The 21,659-nt window shown below is 57.2% G+C and carries 16 protein-coding genes; 14 read left to right on the forward strand and 2 right to left on the reverse strand.

What is annotated here, in order from left to right; translation table 11 throughout:
• Nucleotides 1-655: 655 nt before the first annotated feature.
• Complete coding sequence (locus HMPREF3044_RS00460) at nucleotides 656-1,552, reverse strand: KPN_02809 family neutral zinc metallopeptidase (RefSeq protein WP_070738909.1); 897 nt, start codon at nucleotides 1,550-1,552, stop codon at nucleotides 656-658.
• Between the two features lie 75 nt (nucleotides 1,553-1,627).
• Nucleotides 1,628-1,888, reverse strand: a complete 261-nt coding sequence (locus HMPREF3044_RS12830; protein ID WP_141759610.1) for a hypothetical protein — start codon at nucleotides 1,886-1,888, stop codon at nucleotides 1,628-1,630.
• A gap of 318 nt (nucleotides 1,889-2,206) precedes the next feature.
• On the opposite strand from HMPREF3044_RS12830, the gene aspS reads away from it, so the two are divergent.
• The 14 genes from aspS (at nucleotide 2,207) to efp (ending at nucleotide 21,655) form a co-directional block, all read left to right on the forward strand.
• Entirely contained in the window at nucleotides 2,207-4,015 is a 1,809-nt protein-coding gene (gene aspS, locus HMPREF3044_RS00470; protein WP_070738911.1) for an aspartate--tRNA ligase, read from the forward strand.
• A gap of 375 nt (nucleotides 4,016-4,390) precedes the next feature.
• The gene (locus HMPREF3044_RS00475) at nucleotides 4,391-5,626 is read left to right on the forward strand and encodes an aminoglycoside phosphotransferase/choline kinase family protein (RefSeq protein ID WP_070738912.1); all 1,236 of its coding nucleotides are present in this window, start codon (nucleotides 4,391-4,393) and stop codon (nucleotides 5,624-5,626) included.
• A gap of 4 nt (nucleotides 5,627-5,630) precedes the next feature.
• Nucleotides 5,631-7,355 carry a replication-associated recombination protein A gene (locus HMPREF3044_RS00480; RefSeq protein WP_070738913.1) on the forward strand — a complete coding sequence of 575 codons (1,725 nt, stop codon included), beginning with the start codon at nucleotides 5,631-5,633 and terminating at the stop codon, nucleotides 7,353-7,355.
• A 136-nt stretch (nucleotides 7,356-7,491) separates the two neighbouring features.
• Nucleotides 7,492-10,161 carry an alanine--tRNA ligase gene (gene alaS / locus HMPREF3044_RS00485; RefSeq protein WP_070738914.1) on the forward strand — a complete coding sequence of 890 codons (2,670 nt, stop codon included), beginning with the start codon at nucleotides 7,492-7,494 and terminating at the stop codon, nucleotides 10,159-10,161.
• Between the two features lie 192 nt (nucleotides 10,162-10,353).
• Complete coding sequence (gene ruvX / locus HMPREF3044_RS00490; protein WP_005389904.1) at nucleotides 10,354-10,923, forward strand: Holliday junction resolvase RuvX; 570 nt, start codon at nucleotides 10,354-10,356, stop codon at nucleotides 10,921-10,923.
• A 753-nt stretch (nucleotides 10,924-11,676) separates the two neighbouring features.
• Nucleotides 11,677-12,771, forward strand: a complete 1,095-nt coding sequence (mltG, locus tag HMPREF3044_RS00495; protein ID WP_005389906.1) for an endolytic transglycosylase MltG — start codon at nucleotides 11,677-11,679, stop codon at nucleotides 12,769-12,771.
• A gap of 756 nt (nucleotides 12,772-13,527) precedes the next feature.
• Nucleotides 13,528-14,343, forward strand: coding sequence for a shikimate dehydrogenase (locus HMPREF3044_RS00500; protein ID WP_070738915.1), 816 nt, complete (start codon nucleotides 13,528-13,530; stop codon nucleotides 14,341-14,343).
• Between the two features lie 152 nt (nucleotides 14,344-14,495).
• Nucleotides 14,496-14,999 carry a prepilin peptidase gene (locus HMPREF3044_RS00505; protein ID WP_005389909.1) on the forward strand — a complete coding sequence of 168 codons (504 nt, stop codon included), beginning with the start codon at nucleotides 14,496-14,498 and terminating at the stop codon, nucleotides 14,997-14,999.
• A 231-nt stretch (nucleotides 15,000-15,230) separates the two neighbouring features.
• Entirely contained in the window at nucleotides 15,231-16,451 is a 1,221-nt protein-coding gene (gene aroC, locus HMPREF3044_RS00510) for a chorismate synthase (RefSeq protein WP_070738916.1), read from the forward strand.
• Nucleotides 16,435-16,950: a shikimate kinase gene (locus HMPREF3044_RS00515; protein WP_070738917.1), complete on the forward strand. Its 516-nt coding sequence runs from the start codon at nucleotides 16,435-16,437 to the stop codon at nucleotides 16,948-16,950. The genes aroC and HMPREF3044_RS00515 overlap by 17 nt, the downstream gene beginning before the upstream one ends.
• Nucleotides 16,951-17,449: 499 nt before the next feature.
• The gene (aroB, locus tag HMPREF3044_RS00520) at nucleotides 17,450-18,535 is read left to right on the forward strand and encodes a 3-dehydroquinate synthase (RefSeq protein WP_070738918.1); all 1,086 of its coding nucleotides are present in this window, start codon (nucleotides 17,450-17,452) and stop codon (nucleotides 18,533-18,535) included.
• A gap of 392 nt (nucleotides 18,536-18,927) precedes the next feature.
• Nucleotides 18,928-19,431 carry a type II 3-dehydroquinate dehydratase gene (aroQ, locus tag HMPREF3044_RS00525; RefSeq protein WP_231286055.1) on the forward strand — a complete coding sequence of 168 codons (504 nt, stop codon included), beginning with the start codon at nucleotides 18,928-18,930 and terminating at the stop codon, nucleotides 19,429-19,431.
• A gap of 419 nt (nucleotides 19,432-19,850) precedes the next feature.
• Nucleotides 19,851-20,945: a M24 family metallopeptidase gene (locus tag HMPREF3044_RS00530; RefSeq protein ID WP_040428824.1), complete on the forward strand. Its 1,095-nt coding sequence runs from the start codon at nucleotides 19,851-19,853 to the stop codon at nucleotides 20,943-20,945.
• Nucleotides 20,946-21,091: 146 nt separating this feature from the next.
• Nucleotides 21,092-21,655 (forward strand): elongation factor P, encoded by a 564-nt coding sequence (gene efp, locus HMPREF3044_RS00535; RefSeq protein ID WP_034989002.1) that lies wholly within the window; start codon nucleotides 21,092-21,094, stop codon nucleotides 21,653-21,655.
• Nucleotides 21,656-21,659: the final 4 nt, after the last annotated feature.

The raw sequence follows: 21,659 nt of genomic DNA on the forward strand, positions 1-21,659 counted from the left end.
TCCGTTGATAGCGACACCAGTAGGAAAAGGGTCCTGTGGTAGCGCACCTTTGGATGGTTAGGGCGAGGCTATCTTTTGCAGACGCCGATCTCGTTAATACATCAGTTACCTCAGTCTATGCTGAGGTGGCCTGGTATGCAGAGATATCTGCAAGATCAGCGGCGTGTACCCGCTAGATCAGGCTGGCGTTGTTCCTATGTCTCAGTGGGGTAATACCTCTGGAAGTGGTTTCCATAACCCCTGGATCAGGTTGCCCCAATAACCGACACTTTCCATGGTGACTATTGCCGGTCCTCGAGCGAGAGACGGCCTATCCAAAGGGTGCGAGTCCAAAAGCGGCGAGCTAGCGAACGAGAAATGGGGATACGCAGCCAGATAAGGATCGGTGCCGTTGGCACACATCGTTGCCTCCGCGCGGAGAAATATCGCCAACTGGTGAACCTCAATACACCGGTAGCGATCGTGGGATGGTGCACCGCACGGTCACTGCAGAGGAGGATGTGAAGGGCACCATAGAGAATATTCCGCTCAAGAAAAATGCCCCGCTCAATGAACTGTGCCCCTTCAGCTGGAATCGGGTTCTTCCGTCCAACTGTCGGGGCACGTATCGAGCCAGGGCAGGTGAAGTCGGGCCGAAAGGTCCGGAACTATGCAATTACTGCTGATATACCCCGCGTTCGAGGAAATCACAGCTAGCCATTGAACCAGTTTCATAGCCAGTCAGGAAAGCCTGTGTACGCTGCTCAGAAGAGCCGTGGGTCCATTGGTCTGGGCGAACTTGGCCGCCGGAACGCTTCTGGATATTGTCATCGCCCACTGCCTTGGTCGACTGAATTGCCGAAGCAACCTGTTCGTTGGTGATCGGCTCGAGGAAAGCATCCTGGCCCTGTGCAGCGTGGTGAGCCCAAATCCCGCCATAGCAGTCTGCTTGCAGCTCAATTTTCACAGCGTTGGAGTCCGCGCCGGGGTTTTCGTAATCGCTGAGGCCCAGCGTTCCCTCCAGCTGTTGGATGGAGTGGCCAAACTCGTGGGCAACGATGTACTCCTGAGCAAATGGATCGCTTGACCCGCCGAGCTGCTCAAGAAGACTAAAGAAACTGGCGTCGAAATAAGCAGTGCGGTCAGCTGGGCAGAAGAACGGGCCTGTGTTAGAAGAGGCCTGGCCACATGCGGTGCTTACCGTCTGGTTGAAGAGGTGGAGACCAGGAGCCTCGTATTCAATACCGGCCTGCTTGGGCAACTGCTCGGTCCAGACCTGGTCGAGGGATTTGGCGGTCCACTCCAGGCGACATTCTGTGTTTGTGTTGGCATCCTCTGCAGTTTTGCAGATGACCTCGCCGTCCGTCGAGGGGGCCGGCGCTTCCTGGGTGTCATAGGTTGATCCGCCACCAGTGAGGCCGCCAAGCAGACCCGGATCGATGCCGAAGAAGAGAGCTACGAGGACGATGAGGAGGCCGCCGATACCGCCTCCAGCGATCATGCCGCCACGTCCGCCACCGCCACCGCGGGATGCTCGGTTGGAACTAGAAGTTAAGCCTTCACGGAATGTCATGCGACTATTCTTTCATGCCTGGTGATTTCAGGCGCGGGTTACCCGTCGCTGTGTGCAGATTTGGGGGTAGCTTTCTTAGTACTGCAAAAGATCGCGGGAGCATTCAAAAAGGGAACCGAGAGAATAGAATCCGACGGTGAGGGGATGCGTCGACAAGCAGTGGGGGATGCGCTGGCGGAAGCTGAAGATGAGAAGAAACCGCACAGGGTCTAGAGGGGTCCACTCCACAGGTGGACCCAGTGCCGTGGCCTCGGCTTGGGAAGAGGCACTGCGAGCGTGCTCCAAGCCCGCATCGTGCCGGCCACAGAAGGGCTCATGCCCCGTTAATGCCTTCATGTAGAGACTGACCTCCACCGTGAGAAAAGGATGCGGGCAGCTCGCAGTCTCTGTTGTGGGTGATACTTATCTGTTGCGCATGCCTGAAACGTCTTGGGGCTCTTCCGTGGCTAGAAGGAATGGGAGCGTTGTAGTGAACGACGTGGGGTTCGTGACTGGGTGCACGGGGCGCGGTGGTGGCGAGTAAACTACCATTCAATGTGTGCCCACCGGCACGAAAGCGTCGATGGCACATGAAAATGTAGTGAATTTATCTTCAGGCGTCGCCGGAACACGGTACGTCAGAACATACATATGGACGAAAGGAAGGCACGACAGGTGCTTCGCACTCATCTAGCAGGCGAATTACGCAAAGAGAACGCCGGCGATACTGTCACCCTGACCGGCTGGGTAGCTCGGCGGAGGGATCACGGTGGTGTGATCTTCATCGATTTGCGTGATAGGAGCGGTCTTGCACAGGTTGTCTTCCGCGAGTCGGAAGTTGCTGAGCAGGCCCACCATCTCCGCAGCGAGTTTTGTATCAAGGTTACGGGCGTAGTTGAGGCTCGCCCGGAAGGGTCCTCGAACCCGAACCTTCCTTCCGGCGACATCGAAGTTAACGTCAGTGAGCTGGAGATCCTCAACGAGTCCGCAGCTCTCCCGTTCCAGATCGATGACCCCTCTTCTTCCGGTGAGGTAGGCGAAGAAACACGCCTCAAGTACCGCTACCTCGATTTGCGCCGTGAGCGCCAGGCCGATGCCCTGCGTCTGCGCTCCAAGGCTAACCGCGCCGCTCGTACTGTGTTGGACAAGCACGATTTCACTGAAATCGAGACCCCGACGCTTACCCGCTCTACTCCGGAAGGTGCGCGTGACTTCCTCGTCCCTGCTCGCCTGAAGCCGGGCACCTGGTACGCGCTGCCGCAGTCCCCGCAGCTGTTTAAGCAGCTGCTCATGGTCGCAGGTATGGAGCGGTACTACCAGATCGCTCGTTGCTACCGTGACGAAGACTTCCGCGCGGACCGCCAGCCTGAGTTCACACAGCTGGATGTGGAAATGAGCTTCGTTGACCAGGACGATGTTATCGTTTTGGCTGAAGAGATCCTCACCGCTCTGTGGGGTCTGATCGGGTACGAAATTAAGACCCCGATTCCGCGTATGACCTACAAGGAAGCGATGGAGAAGTACGGCTCCGACAAGCCGGATCTCCGCTTTGACATCCAGATCGTGGAGTGCACGGAGTTCTTCAAGGACACCACCTTCCGCGTGTTCCAGAACCCATACGTCGGTGCCGTCGTCATGGACGGTGGCGCATCCCAGCCGCGTCGTCAGCTCGATGCCTGGCAGGACTGGGCCAAGCAGCGTGGTGCCAAAGGACTTGCCTACATCCTCGTTGGCGAGGACGGCACCCTCAGCGGCCCTGTTGCCAAGAACATCACCGACGCCGAGCGCGAGGGTATCGCAGCTCACGTAGGCGCCAAGCCCGGTGACTGCATCTTCTTCGCAGCCGGCGACGCAAAGAGCTCCCGCGCTCTTCTCGGTGCCGCACGTGGCGAAATCGCCAACAAGCTTGGCCTCATCAAGGAAGGCGACTGGGCATTCACCTGGGTTGTCGATGCTCCTCTGTTCGAGCCGTCTGCAGATGCAACCGCTTCCGGAGATGTGGCCCTTGGCCACTCCTCCTGGACGGCTGTTCACCACGCCTTCACCTCCCCGAAGCCGGAGTCGATGGATACCTTCGACACCGACCCGGGCAGTGCGCTCGCCTACGCCTACGACATCGTGTGCAACGGCAACGAGATCGGTGGTGGCTCCATTCGTATCCACCGTCGTGATGTCCAGGAGCGCGTGTTCAAGGTCATGGGGATCACTGAGGAGGAGGCCCGTGAGAAGTTCGGGTTCCTCCTCGATGCCTTCGCCTTCGGCGCACCGCCACACGGCGGTATCGCCTTCGGCTGGGACCGTATCGTGTCTCTGCTCGGCGGCTTTGACTCCATCCGCGACGTTATCGCTTTCCCCAAGTCCGGTGGCGGAATCGACCCGCTGACCGATGCTCCGGCAGCCATCACGCCCGAGCAGCGTAAGGAAGCTGGCATCGACTTCAAGCCAAAGAAGAAGCAGGATGATACGGCGAAGGAAGCAAAGTAGGACTGCCATAGCTTTATCTAACGCATAGCTTTACTTCGCATGAGAACAGGTGAGCCGGGATCCACGTACGGATCCCGGCTTTCCTTGCGCTCTAGTCACAATCGGTGATCGGGACGCATAGGGAAAGTTCCCATGCTCAGGGGAGCCGGACGATGCAACGTTCCAGCTGCTGTCTGGGAAGCCTGCGGGGGAGGGGATTGCTGTCTTCATTCTCTGCTGGTACGGAGCTGAGATGCAGGGAAATAAGCGACGGGGTTAGACGGTGACCGGCCATCACACGTCAACCTCCACTCCAATCAGCAGCTGTGCGGTACCCGATATGCAGCTGATTCTCCTCGCTTCGGGGGCGCGTGGCCGCGCGAATGTAAGGTATACATGAAAGAAAGGATAGGGATGCAACCTCCGGACTCGCAGACAAATAGCAGTGCGCAGTACCAGACGCTCGTCGAGAAGGCGGAAGCGCTGTTGTCGCGTCGCTTTGGTGGCCAACAAAAACTCACGGTTGTGGACGACATGTCCAACTCACCAGGGACGACAGTTGTGCGTGTCAGAGTTGTCCCTAATCCGTTCGTTGAGCAGCGCACCCTTGTGGTCAAACAGACGGAGGTTCGGGATCACCCGTACCACCGGTACACCTTCGAGTGTCAGCTTGTTGCCTACCAGTTCTTGACTGCGTTGCCCGAAGATGTACGGCCTGGGCCGATACTGCTCGGCAGCGATGTAGACAGCAGAATTCTTATCATTTCGGATACCGGGGATGCCGACACGTACGCTGATCTCCTCGTTAGCGACGATGAGGATCTTCGTCTTTCCGTGATCCGCAGGCTGGGGGCGACCCTTGGCCGCATGCATGCAGGTACTGCCGGTCACGAAAAGCACTTCAACACCCTTGTCCAACGGATGGCGCACCTGGATCACTCGATCGAGCAGTACAAGTCGCTGCACACCGATTCCCTTCGCGCGGCGGTGGAAGAAGGGACGCGCCTGTTGGGAGAAACAGGGCTCGATGTTCCCTCTCAAGCCACCGAGCTAGCCAAAGATGCGGTTCGACGTCTAAACCAGTCCAATTTTAAGGCTTTTACCCCCTTCAATCTCGCGCCCGACAACATCATCCACGGTGACCGCACGAGCTTCTTGGACTACGAGTGGTGCGCGTACCGTGACGTAGCATTCGACATTGCATGTGTAGCCACGGGGTTCCCACAATATGTGTCCACCAACCCGCTCACTGCAGAGGAAGTCGATGCATTTATTTCCAGCTGGACCGCCGAAATCACGGATGTGTGGCCTTCGCTGGCAGATCCGGAACGGTTGCAATCACGGATTGTGACGGCGATGGTTGGTTGGGCTTTCGGCTCTCTGGCTTATATCCACCACGGCTCGCTCAGTAAGATTATCGAGATCAGCGGCACAGAGGTTCCTCCAGTTCCGGATAGCGGTTTTGCCGTCTTGCGCGCTGATGACGCAGAAATCCAGCGTTTGGTTGAGCTCGGTCGGCAGGATCTGACAGAGACGTTTGCTGCACTCGCCACGTATTCGGGCAAGAGCGACAGGTTCACTGATGTGAGCCGGTTTGCCAATGATTTTGTTTCCTGGTTGCAGGAGCGGTGAGACAGTGGCGCAGGATTCACTTTTTGGGCCTCAAGACACGAAGAACGATTCGGCTCAGCGGTACTTCCATCCTGGCGGACACGCTCCGCTTGCTGTGCGGATGCGTCCACGGAGTCTTGATGAAGTTGTCGGCCAGCAACACCTCCTCGCACCGGGGAAGCCCCTACGCAGGCTCATCGAGGGCGACGGTGAGGCATCCGTTATCCTTTACGGGCCTCCCGGAACTGGGAAGACGACGATCGCTTCGCTCATCTCCGTCGCTACTGGCAACAGGTTTGTGGGCTTGTCGGCACTTGATTCCGGGGTGAAGGAAGTACGTGCAGTCATCGATACTGCGCGAAAGAAGCTCATTGAGGGAACGCGCACTGTCCTGTTCATCGACGAGGTTCACCGTTTCTCCAAAACGCAGCAGGATGCGTTACTGGCGGCGGTAGAGAATCGAATCGTGCTGCTCGTTGCCGCAACCACCGAAAACCCCAGCTTTGCGGTGAATGCGCCGCTACTCTCGCGGTCTCTCCTTCTCCAGTTGGAGAGCTTGGGACCAGAAGATCTGAAAACGGTTGTACTCCGTGCATTGGAAGATGAGCGGGGGTTTGGGGGCGACGTAGGTATCACCGACGACGCCCTGGATCAACTGGTAACGCTTGCAGGTGGAGATGCCCGCCGCGCATTGACCTACGTGGAAGCCGCAGCTGAAGGTGCACGCAGCATCGACGCGGAACGGGGCTCTGCCGGCGATGGGAATTCCCCATTCACTGAGGAACGCTCCGGTCAGCGGCGAGAATCCGTCGCTGGTTCGGATCAACCCTCTGAAGCCACCGAAGCCACTAATGCCGCTGGACCCACGGGGATCGATGCACATAACGACGAGGCGGAGGTCACCCCAAGTGGAAAAAGCTCCGCACAACGCGTTCCCACTCCGCCTGGAGCAAACGCGGACATCGCGGAGCCTGAAAGTAGCGCGCATCCCGGAGGTAGCGCGCATCCTGAAGGTAGCGCGCTTCCCGGAGGTAACGCGCACACTGAAGGAAGCGGGGACTTTTTGTCTGTCGATGGTGGGGATCCCGAAGACGGTGCGCAGTCACCGACGCGGATAATCACGCTGGAGACTCTCGAAGAGACAATCAACAAAGCGGTGGTGCGCTACGATCGCGACGGTGATCAGCATTACGACATCATTAGCGCATTTATTAAATCTGTGCGCGGCTCGGACGTGGATGCAGCCCTGCACTACTTGGCGCGGATGATAGAGGGTGGAGAGGATCCGCGGTTTATCGCACGCCGGCTCATCATACTGGCCAGCGAAGATATCGGGATGGCTGATCCGACTGCGCTGTCCACTGCAGTGGCGGCAGCACAGGCCGTCGCGCTCATCGGTATGCCAGAGGGGCGCCTCAGCCTTGCACAGGCAACGGTGCATCTCGCGCTTGCGCCAAAGTCGAATTCGATCATTACTGCCATCGATAACGCGCTGGCCGATGTGCGGAAAGGGAAGAGCGGGCCGGTCCCTCGCCATCTCCGCGATGGACACTATGAAGGCGCGAAACGTGTTGGTGCAGCTATCGGGTACACGTATCCGCACGATGACCCCCGCGGGATTGTCACACAGCGCTACATGCCTGAAACGTTGGACGGTGCAACGTACTATCAGCCAACATCCCACGGCAGAGAAGCGAACATACAGGGGTTTGCAGCCAATTTGAGGTCCATCGTGCGCGGTGGGAAATAGGACGGTCACCGTTTTGTTGTGACTCACCCCGTGCGGACGTTGGCATGTGGTGGGGGTGAGACACGAGGGCAAGCACAGTGGTGGGGTAACATATCCCAAGTTAAAAATATTTTTCGCGTGAGAAAGGCCATCAGGCATGCAGACCCATGAGATTAGGGAACGTTTTACCAAGCACTTTGTGGATGCGGGCCACACCCCGGTACCCAGTGCGTCCCTGATCCTCGATGATCCCACCCTGCTGTTTGTCAACGCAGGCATGGTGCCCTTTAAGCCGTACTTCCTGGGGCAACAGAACCCGCCCTTTGAGAATGGCACGGCAACAAGCATCCAGAAGTGCGTGCGTACCCTCGACATCGAAGAAGTAGGCATCACCACCCGTCACAACACGTTTTTCCAGATGGCTGGTAACTTCTCGTTTGGCCAGTACTTTAAGGAAGGGGCAATCACTCACGCGTGGACGCTTTTGACCGGTTCGCAGGACGAAGGTGGCTACGGCCTTGACCCTGAGCGCCTGTGGGCAACGGTCTACCTCGACGATGACGAGGCAGCAGAGATCTGGCGGGACAAAATCGGCGTTCCCGAAGAGCGTATTCAGCGCCTTGGCATGGCGGACAACTACTGGTCCATGGGTATTCCTGGCCCGTGTGGTCCGTGCTCTGAGATCTACTACGATCGCGGTCCGGAATACGGCAAGGACGGCGGCCCGGTCGCCGATGACAACCGTTATCTCGAGGTGTGGAACCTCGTGTTCATGCAGAACGAGCGCGGTGAGGGTACCGGCAAGGACAACTTCGAAATCCTCGGCCCGTTGCCGAAGAAGAACATCGATACCGGCATGGGTGTCGAGCGTATCGCCTGCATCCTCCAGGGCGTGGACAATGTGTACGAGACAGATTTGTTGCGTCCCGTCATCGATGCTGCGGAACGCTTGACTGGCTCGACCTACGGTGAGGGTTCTCACGAGGATGACATCCGCTTCCGTGTGATTGCGGATCACTCCCGCACCGCGATGATGATCATCCTTGACGGCGTTACCCCGGGCAACGAGGGGCGCGGCTACATCCTGCGGCGTCTTCTCCGTCGCATCATCCGTTCTGCTCGCCTCCTTGGTGCTAAGGGCAACACGATGGAGACGTTCATCACCACGATTATGGATACGATGACGCCCTCCTACCCGGAGATCGAGAAGGCCCGCGAGCGCATCCTCACCGTGGCTGTGAATGAGGAGAAGGCTTTCCTTCGCACTCTCGAGTCCGGCACGGAGCTTTTTGAGCAGGAAGTGTCCGCAGTTAAGGGTGCCGGCAAGACGGAAATCTCCGGCGAGAAGGCGTTCACGCTGCATGACACATACGGTTTCCCCATCGACCTGACACTGGAGATGGCCCGCGAACAGGGCCTGACTGTCGATGAGGAAGGCTTCCACTCCTTCATGGCGGAGCAGAAGGCCCGCGCTAAGGCTGACAACCAGGCCAAGAAGCACGGTGCTGCGGATCTGACCGTTTACCGTGAGTTTGTGGATAACCATCCGACGGAGTTCATTGGCTACGATCAGCTGGAGGGCGAGAGCCCAGTGATCGGCCTTGTCGCCGGTGGAGAGAAGATTCATTCGGCCAAGGAAGGGGACGAGGTCGAGGTCATCGTCGAGGCCACCCCGATGTACGCGGAGGCAGGCGGTCAGCTCGGTGATCGCGGCACGATGACGATCGGCGATGCCACTCTGAACGTCAATGACGTTCAGAAAATTGGTAAGAAGCTGTGGTTGCACAAGTCCACCGTCACCGCCGGCGGATTCGAGGTCGGGGATACTGCTGCTTTGCATGTGGATGAGCAGTGGCGTCACGCTGCTCGCCAGGCACACTCCGCTACACACCTCATCCATGCCGCACTTCGACAGACTCTTGGGCCGACAGCAGTTCAGGCCGGCTCCATGAACAAACCGGGTTACCTCCGCTTCGACTTCAACTATGCTCAGGCTCTTACTCCGAAGCAGCTTGAGGAGATCGAGCGCATCACGAACGAAGCGGTGGATACGGATTGGACTGTGAACACCAATGAGATGCCGCTTGAGGAAGCCAAGGCGATGGGTGCGATGGCACTGTTCGGCGAAAACTACGGTGACATTGTCCGAGTTGTCGAGATCGGTGGACCGTTCTCGATGGAGCTGTGTGGTGGTACCCACGTGGCCCGTTCTGCGCAGATCGGGCCAGTGGCCGTGCTCGGCGAATCCTCTGTTGGTTCTGGTGTCCGCCGAATCGAGGCCTACTCCGGTCTCAACTCTTTCAGCTACCTGTCTAAGGAGCGCAGCCTGGCGGAAGGACTCGCTACGGCTCTCAAAACCCCGAGTGACGACCTACCGGAGCGTATTGCACAGCTGACGGAGAAACTGAAGGCTGCCGAAAAGGAAATCGAGAATCTGCACGCGAAGGCGCTGGCTGATCGTGTGGGTGCACTCGTTGATTCCGCGAAGAAGGCCGGTTCTTTTGAACTCATCGCTGAGAACCTCGGTGAGACCGTTGGTGCCAAGGATCTTCGCGCCATGGCGCAGGATTTAGCCAACCGACTCGGGAGCTGTTCAGCGGTTGTCGTCCTTGGTGGATCGCAGGGCGGAAAGGCTCCGTTTGCCGTTGCCGCTACTGCTGCCGCTGTCGACGCAGGTATCAAGGCCGGAGATGTGGTCAAGGTGATTGGTGAACACGTTGGCGGTAAGGGCGGTGGCAAGCCGAATTTGGCTCAGGGCTCGGGATCGAACCCTGCTGGATTCACCGCAGCTTTCGACGCGGTTACCCGCGATTTGGCTGCTCGCTAACTGATGGGGAAGAACAGGCGCACGGGCAATGGCGGTGGACGCTCCTCGCAGCAGCGAAGGGGCGGACGCGGTAACCGCCAGTGGCATCGGGCAACCGGTGGTCATAGAGGCAACCGGCCCAGTAGGCAAGGGGAGTCACGTGCCCCTGAAAAGGGAATTGACCCCCGTCTCGGTGTCGAAGCCTTGCGCTTGATGGGGCTTGAGGATATCGAACCTTCCGTAGCGGGGGTCGACGATCCTGGGGATGGTCGCCGACTAGCGCTAGATGTGGGGACTGTCCGAATCGGCATCGCTTCATCCGATCGCGATGCCCGAATGGCCATGCCCGTGGAGACTGTTCCCAGATCTCATAAGCGCGTCGGGAGCGAAATTCCAGACGGCGAGGATATTCGTCGAATTATGCAGATCGTGCGCGAATACGAACCTGTCGAGGTCATCATCGGATTGCCACGGGACCTGAAGGGCAACGGTTCGGCATCAGTTGTCCATGCTCGCGATATCGGTCAGCGCCTGGAACGCGTTCTGGCTGGGGCCGGGCAAGCAATTCCGGTTCGGTTCGCTGATGAGCGCCTGACCACCGTCATCGCCACGCAGGCTCTTCATGCCTCTGGCCTGACGGAACGCGCGGGGCGTAAGGTGGTCGACCAGGCGGCCGCTGTGGAGATTTTGCAGACCTGGCTCGATGCTCGGCGGAGTTATTTAGCTACCTCGCAAGACAAGACACAGGACGAAGACGGCGAGGCGGATGCCAACGGGGTGTGAACGGGTCTCTGCCCCGCTTTACCGCAGTTATTGTCTACGCATTTTGTCGTGGTCCTAGTGGTAGTCCTCGTACCTACATGACTGTCCTCGCTGCGAACACCCCACGGATCGATACTTCTGTCGCGTTCCTGTGCTCTTTTTGGGCGCGGGCGTTTTTTGGGTGCGGGTGTTTTGGGCACGGGCACTGCTTTCTGCATCTGCCGGTTCGGTAATGCACAGCTCGCAATGCAGGGGAGGGACATAGAGTCCCGAATGCTTCTGTCCTGACATCTCGCAGCCGGTAGGCTTTCCCGGTTGGTGGTTACCTCTCGCCGGTGTGTGGGCCTAGCTGGCGATTGGTTCGAGGTAGCTCTTTCTTTTCCGCCTCGAGGTTCACCACTCCAGCTGAGGATTCTGGTGCAATACAGTCCCCATTGCAGCAACCTCTCCACGGCAACGATGAGAGGTCGAAGGTTCATGTGGCTTGTCGACGCCAGGTAGCTGGTCGCTTCGGTGTCTTCGAATAGTCACCGTCTGTGCGCAAGCAAAGTGGTGAGAGGTAAATTTTTTATTAATTCCTAACCGATATTGCCGGGTCGTTGCACACGGTTTGGTAACAATAGGATAAAATTTCTGATTATGGCACGTAGATCACCAGCTCTCGGAGGCTCAGAACCAACGTCAGACTCGGCGTTTCGCAATGGTTACTGCGGTGCGCATGGCTCGCATGCCGGCAGCAGTGGTACTGGAGATGGACGTGGCCGGCGGATCGGCGTGCTTATCGGCCTGATCCTCACACTCATCGCTGCAATTGCTTTCATCGGAGTCAAGGCCCAAAGTGGTGGGGATTTTCGCGGAGATGGTAACGGACAAATTGTGCTAGCAGAAATCAAGCCAGGGTCAACGCTTTCAGAACTGGGACCGACGCTGGTGGAGACGGGAGTTGTTTCGAGCAACGAGGCTTTCCAATCAGCAGCGGCAACGAATACAAAAGCAGCGGATGTAAAACCCGGATTTTACAAGTTGCAGAAGAAGATGAGTGCCGAGGCGGCTGTCAACGCGTTTGTTAATCCAGAAAACGCGATTGATCTGCTGAAGGTTCCTACCGGCGCAACCCTCATGGATTCCAAGGTAGTTGGTGGGGACACTCGGTTCGGTATTTACTCACTCATCTCTGCTATTTCCTGCAGCGTGGGTGATTCCTGCTTGAGCCCAGAGGAACTGCAGTCTGCAGGCGCAAACGCAGACCCAACCTCGCTTGGCGTGCCGTCATGGGCAATGGGACATGTGCAGGAGGCTACAGGTGACCCGAAGCGCCTCGAAGGGTTGATTGAACCTGGTGAATACGTTATCGACCCCGAGGCGAGCGCAGAGGAGATTCTCACACAACTGGTCACAACCTCCGCTCAGAGCTTCACAGAAACTGGAATCGTCGAGCGTGCCGGAGCAATCGGTTTGAGTCCCTACGAGCTGCTTACGGCAGCATCGCTGGTGGAGCGGGAGGCTCCCGCTGGCGAGTTCGATAAGGTGGCGCGCGTCATCTTGAATCGCTTGGCAAAGCCGATGCGTTTGGAGTTTGATTCCACTGTCAACTACGGCCTGGACGAGCAGGAAGTTGCAACGACGGACGAGGATCGCGCCCGCGTCACTCCCTGGAACACCTACGCAAAGGACGGTCTTCCGGCCACACCGATCGCCTCGCCGTCTATCGAAGCAGTGACTGCCATGGAGAATCCGGCACCCGGCAATTGGCTATTCTTTGTCACCATTGACAGGGACGGAACGACTGTCTTTAACGACACGTTCGAGCAGCACATGGCCGATACCCAAAAAGCTGCAGATTCAGGAGTCTTGGATTCCAACCGCTAGCGGAGGATCAGAGGCCTTTTAGTGGATAAGGGAGCGCCCTATGGGCGCTCCCTTCCCTTTATTTCCCTATTTACTGGTCACGTTTAACCGCCGGACTGTTCTGTCTCCCCATGTCTCGCTACCAACGTCGTGTGATATTCAGGAGAATGCGGTTTGCGTTTGCGCTCAGATGACGTAGGCCGCACCCTGCCGATCATCGTGAACATGGACGAGTGCGGGAGCACGAGCGCGGACACGTCGATGTGCTTTACATCTTTTCTACCCAGCTTGTACGGCATCCCAGCTTGAACGGCATCGCTGTGTGCTGAGATTCCACGTATGTTCTCTCTCCTCCGTGCGACAGCGTGGAAGGCTCCCGCAGGCTCCCGGTTTGGCCAAAGCGCGAATCGCTTCGCCGAACACGCTGAGTACCAGTTGGCAGCCGAGTTTCTCCCGACAGTATGCAGGAATACGGATGCGGCCCTTCTTTCTCTCCTGGTACATTTGCTCCTAACAGTGCTCTCGCACACGGCTCATTGGCCACGCACGCGCCCTTTATTAATCGCTCGCCAATCATCCTGGTGTCTGGATCGTGGGTTGGTGTGCACGTTAGGTTTCGTTCTCGTTTGTCACTGACATGTTTGTCGAGGTAAACCTAATGAGGGCACCGACCTGCGGGAGCTGTGTTTGGAGTGTGTGGAACGGCAGCATGCGTGTGGTCAGCGTAAAAATCGAGCATTGCGCGTGCGCAGTGCACAACTTATCAGTGGAGAATCTATGAACACCTGCTATGTAATCGGCTCACCCATCGCCCACTCACTGTCTCCGGTACTGCACACGGCCGGCTACGAGGCGTACGGTATTGCCGCCGAATGGACATTTCTCCGTCACGAATGTGTGGCCGAGGAGGTGGCAGACTTTATCTCTCACCTTGACTCATCGGTGCGGGGAGTGAGCGTCACGATGCCATGTAAATTTGTGGCACTGGATGTCGCAGATGAAGTTTCCGATCGGGGAGCCACAATTGGTTCCGCCAACACTCTTGTGCATAACGAGGATGGGACGTGGTTTGCAGACAATACCGATTGTGAAGGAATCCTCGGTGCGCTTGAAGAGCTGGGTGTGGCTGGCACTGTGCGTGGGCGTGACGCTGTTGTCATTGGCGGAGGTGGCACATCGCGGCCAGCATTGTGGGCTCTTGGATATCTTGGTGCGTCGGGTGTCACCGTAGTTAATAGGACCGACAAATCTGATGAACTGCGCCCCATCGTCGGTGATGCGGACTTCCACTACGTCGATTACTCCGTCGACCTAGCTTCACTGACTTCAGATGCCGCAGTTGTGATATCAACAGTTCCATCTGTGGTTTTAACAGGAAAAGAAGAGGACATTGCCCAATGTCCGGTCTTAGATGTCATTTACGATCCTCGCCCGACTCCGTTGGCAACCGCCGCGCGAAAGAAAGGGTGCAGCGCGGTCGAAGGCAACGTCATGCTCTCCTACCAGTCCTTCTCCCAGTTCGAGCAGTACACCGGGTTGCGGGCTCCTCGCGACGCAATGCGGAATGCTTTGGATGAATATCTCGCCGAGTGAAACCCCGACATTGATACGAAGGATGAAGCGTACTCGAGGTAACGGTGTGCCTGGTGGACGAGTAACCATGTGCGTCGACAAGCAAGGGCGTGCGAAACCGGTTGTGCGGGGCAAGTCGGAAGCGCAACCACTATGTTCGTACACTGGGGCTCATGTGGGGGACCATCGCTCAGGCAGAACAACAGTTACCAGCCACGCACCTGCTCGTCGGTGTTATTGCGAAGGGTGTTGATGAGTGGGTGGGGACAGCTGTTCTGATCCTTACCTTTGTCTGGATGTGCCTGCTTGTCGGATGGGATGTGTGCTTTCGGCGGTTGCCCAATTGGCTGACAGTCCCAGCCTGGCTTGTCGCTCCTACTGCATGCGTGGTCCTTGACGGGGCGCATGCTCAGGAACGGCTGTTAGCTGGAGTGGTCTGGGTGGCGCTCTACCTCGCTGTTGGTCTTCTAACGGGCGGTGTCGGCGGAGGAGACATCAAGCTCGCGTTTCCCCTCGGGATCATTGTCGGTTTTCCGTATCTCTTCGCCGCTGTCGCCGGTGCGTCTGTAATCACACTCCTTTCCGCTCGCCCCACACACCCGGTAGCCCACGGGCCTGCAATGATCCTTGCGGTTGTCCTGTGCTACTACGCTCGTTCACTTTGTGCAGGGTTTTAGCGTGAAAGCATGGGGGACTGGCTTTGGTTTCCCGAAGGTGAGCTAGTGGTGCGGGCTGACAGGTGTGCGTGGAGGTTGGCTGTAGGCACGCAGTGCGGATGTGCGTGGGTGACGTTTCCGGGCGAACAGAGCCGTGCGCAGAGTTGGGAAGAAGGTGCACAGAGTGGGGAAGAACGTGCACAGAGCGGGGAGGAAATTGTTTTTCACGATATTCGTGAAAGAATATGCTCTATGCTTCGATGGTCTACTTCAGGAGAATCACACGGACAGGCGCTAGTAGCCCTGATTGAGGGGATGCCCCGCGGGATCGAAATGAGCACCCGCGATGTGCAGCGTGCCCTCGCACGACGTCGGCTCGGATACGGGCGTGGCGCCCGGATGAAGTTCGAGGCCGATGAGGTCACTTTCCTGGGGGGTTTTCGCTATGGATATACTCTCGGAAGCCCGATTTCCATTGTCATCGGAAATACAGAGTGGCCGAAGTGGACGACGATTATGAGCGCCGACCCCGTTGACGAGAATGATCCCGAGGTAGATAAGGCGCTGCATTCTGGCAGGGGAGCAACGCTGACTCGGCCACGGCCGGGTCATGCGGACTTCGCGGGCATGATCAAATACGGTGCAGAGGACGCGCGTGACATCTTGGAGCGTTCCTCTGCGAGAGAAACCGCAGCACGGGTGGCATGTGGGGAAGTGGCCAAACAGCTGCTGGCACAAGTCGCGGGGATCACCATCCTGTCCCACGTCGTATCGATCGGTGGGAGTCAACCGAAAGACACGAGTGTCCCCCAGCCGGGGGACGAAGAACGCATTGATGCTTCCCCGGTCCGCGCAATGAGCGAGGAAGCGACTGCAGCTATGGTCGCTCGCATCGACGAAGCGAAGAAACAAGGCGACACTCTCGGCGGTGTGGTTGAAGTGGTAGCGCATGGGCTGCCGATTGGATTGGGATCACACGTGACGGCTGGAAGCAGGCTGGATGGCCAACTGGCCCAGGCCGTCATGAGCATTCAGGCCATCAAGGGCGTGGAAATTGGTGATGGATTCGAAGAAGCCAACCGGCCCGGAAGCGCCGCTCACGATGAGATTGTTACTGACGACGGTGTGCCTACTCGCGCCAGCAACCGAGCTGGTGGACTCGAAGGCGGAATGACCAACGGCCAACCACTCGTCGTCCGAGCCGCAATGAAGCCAATTTCGACCGTTCCACGAGCGCTACGTACGGTGGACATGTCGACGGGCGAACCGGCTACTGCAATTCATCAGCGCTCCGACGTATGCGCTGTTCCCGCTGCAGCCGTCGTAGCTGAATCTGAGGTGGCACTTGTACTTGCTCGGGCAGTCCTAGACATGTTCGGTGGAGACACGGTGGGTGAGATCACGAAGCGGGTTTCTGACTACCGCTCGTACGTCAACGAGCTGTTGACGTGGGGGAATGATGCGCATGAGTAAGCCGCGCGTTGTTCTCGTCGGACCGCCCGGAGCTGGGAAGACCACCATCGGGCATCGACTAGCAAGCACCCTCAACATTCCGTTCATTGACACTGATCAGCTCATCGAGAAGGAATACGGGAAGGCGTGCGGAGACGTGTTCTCCGAACTTGGTGAAGCTACATTCCGAGATGTCGAACGTGAAGCCATTTCTCTGGCTCTTTCCAACCACGGAATCGTCAGCGTGGGTGGCGGGGCAGTAACTACGCAAGCGACTCGAGATTTATTTGCCGGTCACACTGTGGTGTGGCTTGATGTCTCAGACGAGGCTGGCTTCGCTCGCACCAGCGCAGAGGGAACGCGCCCGGTGTTGGAAGCTGAAAATCCGAAGGAGCACTACGCAAAGCTTCTCGCAACACGGCGGGACTGGTACCGCGACGTGTCAATGTACCGTGTCCGTACCGACGACAAGCGACCGACCGCCATTGTAGGGGAGATCCTCGAGATCATTTGGGGGTAGTCGCTATCGCTATAAACACCCGCGTTCCTTCGGTGCGACTGGAGGGACGCAGCATGTGAGCTAAAGCGTTAGAGGAATCGCTGTTCGTTCCTGCGAAGCCGAACGGAGGACGAGCAACAACCGGCCGATAAGTGGTGACCGTGGTCCTGAATTTACCCCGGGAACGTCAGTGGAACCGTGGTTAAGCTTCGGTGCTAATGAGTTGTAAGTGGGGGAGAGTCGGTAAGTATTGTCGGAATTATTGGCCGACGTGCTCATCGTGGGGGAAGTGTACGGCTCATAACTCTTGAAGATTGCGCTAATTGTGCAGATTTCGGGGGTAGGCGTTCGTTGGAAAAGTGCAGGTCAGAGCCGTTGGTGCTGAAGAATTGAGCTAAATTTGTTCAGCATGTGGCAAAATTACCAAAGAAGAAACCGCTATGTTACGTAACTTCGCGTGATTTTCTCTAAAATTTTAGCAAATAGATGTAGGGTCGCTACGGGCCGATGGAGGTAGAGAATGCCAGACAGGCAGAGCATCGTTGTCAATGCTCAAAGGCAGTACACTGTCACGATTGGGAACGACCTGAAGAAAGAAGTTGTAGCCTTTATCGCAGGTTTGGAGAAGGCTCGTCACGTTGTCCTCGTTCACCAGCCAACATTGGCTCACGCTGCTTCACAGCTGGAAAGTGAATTGTCCCTTTCTGGGCTCGTAGTGACCCTGGCTGAAATCCCCGATGCTGAGGCTGGCAAAACTTCTGCCGTACTAGAAAAACTCTGGGACCTGTGTGGGGAGAATAATATTTGCCGTTCCGACGTCGTTGTCGGGCTCGGTGGAGGTGCAGCGACAGATCTGGCAGGTTTCCTCGCTGCCACGTGGATGCGCGGTGTCCCACTTGTCAACATTCCTACGTCCTTGCTTGGCATGGTTGATGCTGCTGTAGGCGGAAAAACCGGTATCAATTCCTCCTACGGCAAGAACCTTGTCGGATCGTTTTACGAGCCCAACGCCGTTTTTGTTGACCTCGACTTTCTTTCCACACTTCCGGAGGAAGACCTCATTTCCGGGGCAGCCGAAATCATCAAGTGTGGTTTCATCAAAGATCCCGCGATCCTCGAGATTGTAGAGAAGAATCCGGCGTGCTTCCAGGAGAAGGCGGCGGACCTCACCTCAGTTATTACGCGCTCCATACAAGTTAAAGCCGATGTTGTCTCTCAGGATCTCCAGGAGAGCGGTCTACGCGAGATCCTTAACTACGGGCACACATTCGGTCATGGTGTGGAGAATTACGAGCAGTACACTTGGAAGCACGGCTATGCGGTTGCTGTGGGGATGGTATTTGCCGCACAGCTTGCAAAGAATCGTGGCCTGATCACGCAGGATCTCGTCGATCGGCATATCAAGATCCTCGACTCTGTCGGCCTTCCGACGACGTATAAGCAAGGTATCTTTGGCCTCGTTTACGAGTCCATGAAACACGACAAGAAGGCGCGGGCGGGCAAGCTTCGGTTTGTTTGCCTCGAAGGTGTCGGAAAAACGACTCGCGTTGAAGGCCCGAGTTTTTCGGAGCTGCGCGCAGCATACGAAGCCCTCGCCGCCGAATAAAATCAACCTCACACAACCTTGGTTATCTGGGGGAGATGCAACGGTGCCCGCCGGGCTCATTCGACGTGAGTCCATGACTGTGGTTTCACTGGTGAAGCGGCAGGTTATGGCCCCGTTTGCACTCGGATCGCCAGCGCCTTGTGTGAAAATAAGTAACGCACGCACGATTGCTCGGTTCCTGCTGATTACCCTATTTTCACCTGCGTCCTTTTAGATCCCTCGTGCGTTTTCGTCGGTGGCGGAGTGTTTTTCAGCGATGATGACGGCGATGGTAACAGCGCTGTCTGGTCTACACTGAGCAGGTGATACACCACCGACGCGGTGTGGGGCCGGCACTCGTGCATGTAGCGTACGCGTGATTTCACGATCCGATGAGAAAGGAATACCTCCCCATGACACATCAGCAGGAGAACTCGCCACTCGATTTTTCCACCAGCGGGCGCGTGTCTGACTCTGCGGATATTCTCGTGCTTAATGGTCCGAATCTGGACCGACTCGGGAAACGCCAGCCTGAGGTGTACGGAACAACAACACTGTCTGACGTATGTGCGCTTATCGATTCGGAGGCGCACGCCTACCAGGTCACCGTGTGCCATCGTCAATCTAATTTTGAGGGGCAGCTCATCGAGTGGGTCCACGAGGCTGCCGATGCGGGTATCCCAGTGATCATCAACCCGGGCGGTTTTACTCATACCTCCGTCGCGTTACGAGATGCACTAGCCGAAATTGCCGACGGAGCCGGGTTTGTAGAGGTGCACATTTCCAATATCCATGCCCGTGAGGAATTTCGGCATCACAGCTTCCTTTCGCCAATCGCGCGAGGCGTGATTGCCGGCCTTGGAATTTACGGGTACGTCGCTGCACTCGGTTACTTTGCTAGGCCATCCCAGTGCTAGCTGTTCCTCTCCCCGCATAGGAGCAGCATTTTTGCACTCTGATCCCTGATTCGGTGAGCTGCACCCAACGCGTGGACCGGACGGAACCACCGGACGGCGTCGGCACCCATACGACAGATTTTCCGAATATTCTCTCCGGATCAATTTTTTGCCGGAGAGCTCATGGTAGACCGTTTCCGCACGGCTCCATCTCCATCGTGCCGGTAGTTCTATCCCCAATGCGCTGGCATTTCCATCTCCATCGCCCCGGTTTTTCTATCCTCACCGTGCTGGCAACCCCGTCTTCGTCGTCCAGGTTTTCTGGAAAACTGCCCGTAAAACCTCGGAAGTGGGGGAGATAAGAAAAACTGCAATGCCGAATCGCAGTTCGGGGCTACTATAGGGTAAACGATTCATCCCCTACGTGAAGGTGGTTAAACATGACAGTCTATGCAGATACCCGGTTCCAAAATCGACGTCGTCGCCTGGCGTCAACCCTTGCCGGTCAGCGCATAGACGCGATGCTCGTCACGCACCTTACCCATGTGCGATTCCTCTCCGGGTTTTCAGGGTCCAACGGTGCAGTTCTGGTGAAGAAGGATCTCACGGCCCTTATCTCCACCGATGGCCGTTACACAACGCAAGTCGGAGAAGAAGCCTCCGACCTCGAGCTCATCAGTGCACGTAACTGTGGCTCTGCGCTGTTGGAAACCGTCGATGGGCCGCGTCGGGTGGGATACGAAGCCGACTATGTCACTGTGAGTGAGCTCGAAAGCCTGCAGAAAGCCTGCCCCGAAGGCATCACTCTTGTGCCTGTCACCGGCGTCATCGAGGAAATCCGTTTGGTTAAGGACGAAGTATCCCTCGACCACCTCCGCCACGTTGCGCGTATCGCCGTCGTAGCGTGGGAAGAACTCCTGGAGGCTGGGGAACTTCGGGCTGGCCGCCGGGAGAATGAGGTGGCCGCAGATCTTGAATACCGGATGCGCAAACACGGGAGTGAGCACACATCCTTCGATACGATCGTGGCAAGCGGGCTGAACTCCGCCAAGCCACACCATGGAGCAGACGACACAGAAATCCAAGACGGCGACATCGTCACTGTTGATTTCGGCGCACACCTGCTCGGCTTTAATTCCGATATCACTCGTAGCGTCATCGTTGGTCACACCACGGACTTCACAAAGGAAATTTACGATGTCGTCCTCCGCGCACAGCTCGCGGGCATCGATGCCGCAACTCCTGGAACTGCGCTCGTTGATGTGGATCGTGCATGCCGGGATATTATTGACGAAGCCGGCTACGGCGAATACTTCGTCCACTCGACCGGACATGGGGTCGGACTCGACGTTCACGAGGCCCCCTACGCCTCCACAGGAGGAAAAGGCGTTCTTGAGCCGGGGATGACGCTTACCATCGAGCCCGGTATCTACGTTCCGGGCAAGGGCGGAGTTCGCATCGAGGATTCGCTCATTATTCGGGCTGGCGCGCCGGAAATCATAACCGATACTCCAAAGGAATTGCGACTGGTGTAAGATTTACCCGCTAGTAAAAAGATAACCCTCGACGTTCCGAGGTATTCGGCGGACTAAACAGTGCGTTTCGCTCTCTAGAGTGGGCTTTCCACGCGCTCTTTCGTCGGATTCGGGACGTGTCAATGTGTTTCGAAGGAGTTCGTTCGGTGGCAACTACCGCTGATTTCAAGAACGGTCTTGTTCTCAAGCAAGACAACAAGCTGCAGCAGATCATTGAGTTCCAGCACGTGAAGCCCGGCAAGGGGCCTGCTTTTGTGCGTACGAAGCTCAAGGACGTTGTCACGGGTAAGGTCACCGACAAGACGTTCAATGCTGGCGTGAAGGTTGAGACCGCCACGGTCGATCGCCGTGACATGACCTACCTGTACAACGACGGCAGCGCATACGTTATGATGGACGACAAGACTTTCGAGCAGGTCGAGGTCGCCCCCGAAAAGATTGGCGAGCCCGCTCGCTTCCTCAAGGAGAACATGCCCGTGGAGGTTTCTTTCCACGAGGGTGAGGTTCTCTTTGCTACTCTCCCCACGTCTGTTGAGCTCGAGATCGCCCACACCGATCCGGGCCTGCAGGGAGATCGCTCCACCGGTGGCACTAAGCCTGCTGAGCTGGAGACCGGCGCGGAGATCCAGGTTCCGCTGTTCCTGGAGACCGGCAACATTGTGAAGGTTGATACTCGAGACGGCTCCTACCTTTCAAGGGTTCAGAACTAAAACC

This window comes from Corynebacterium sp. HMSC073D01 (assembly GCF_001815555.1).
GTDB classification, from domain to species: Bacteria; Actinomycetota; Actinomycetes; order Mycobacteriales; family Mycobacteriaceae; genus Corynebacterium; species Corynebacterium glucuronolyticum.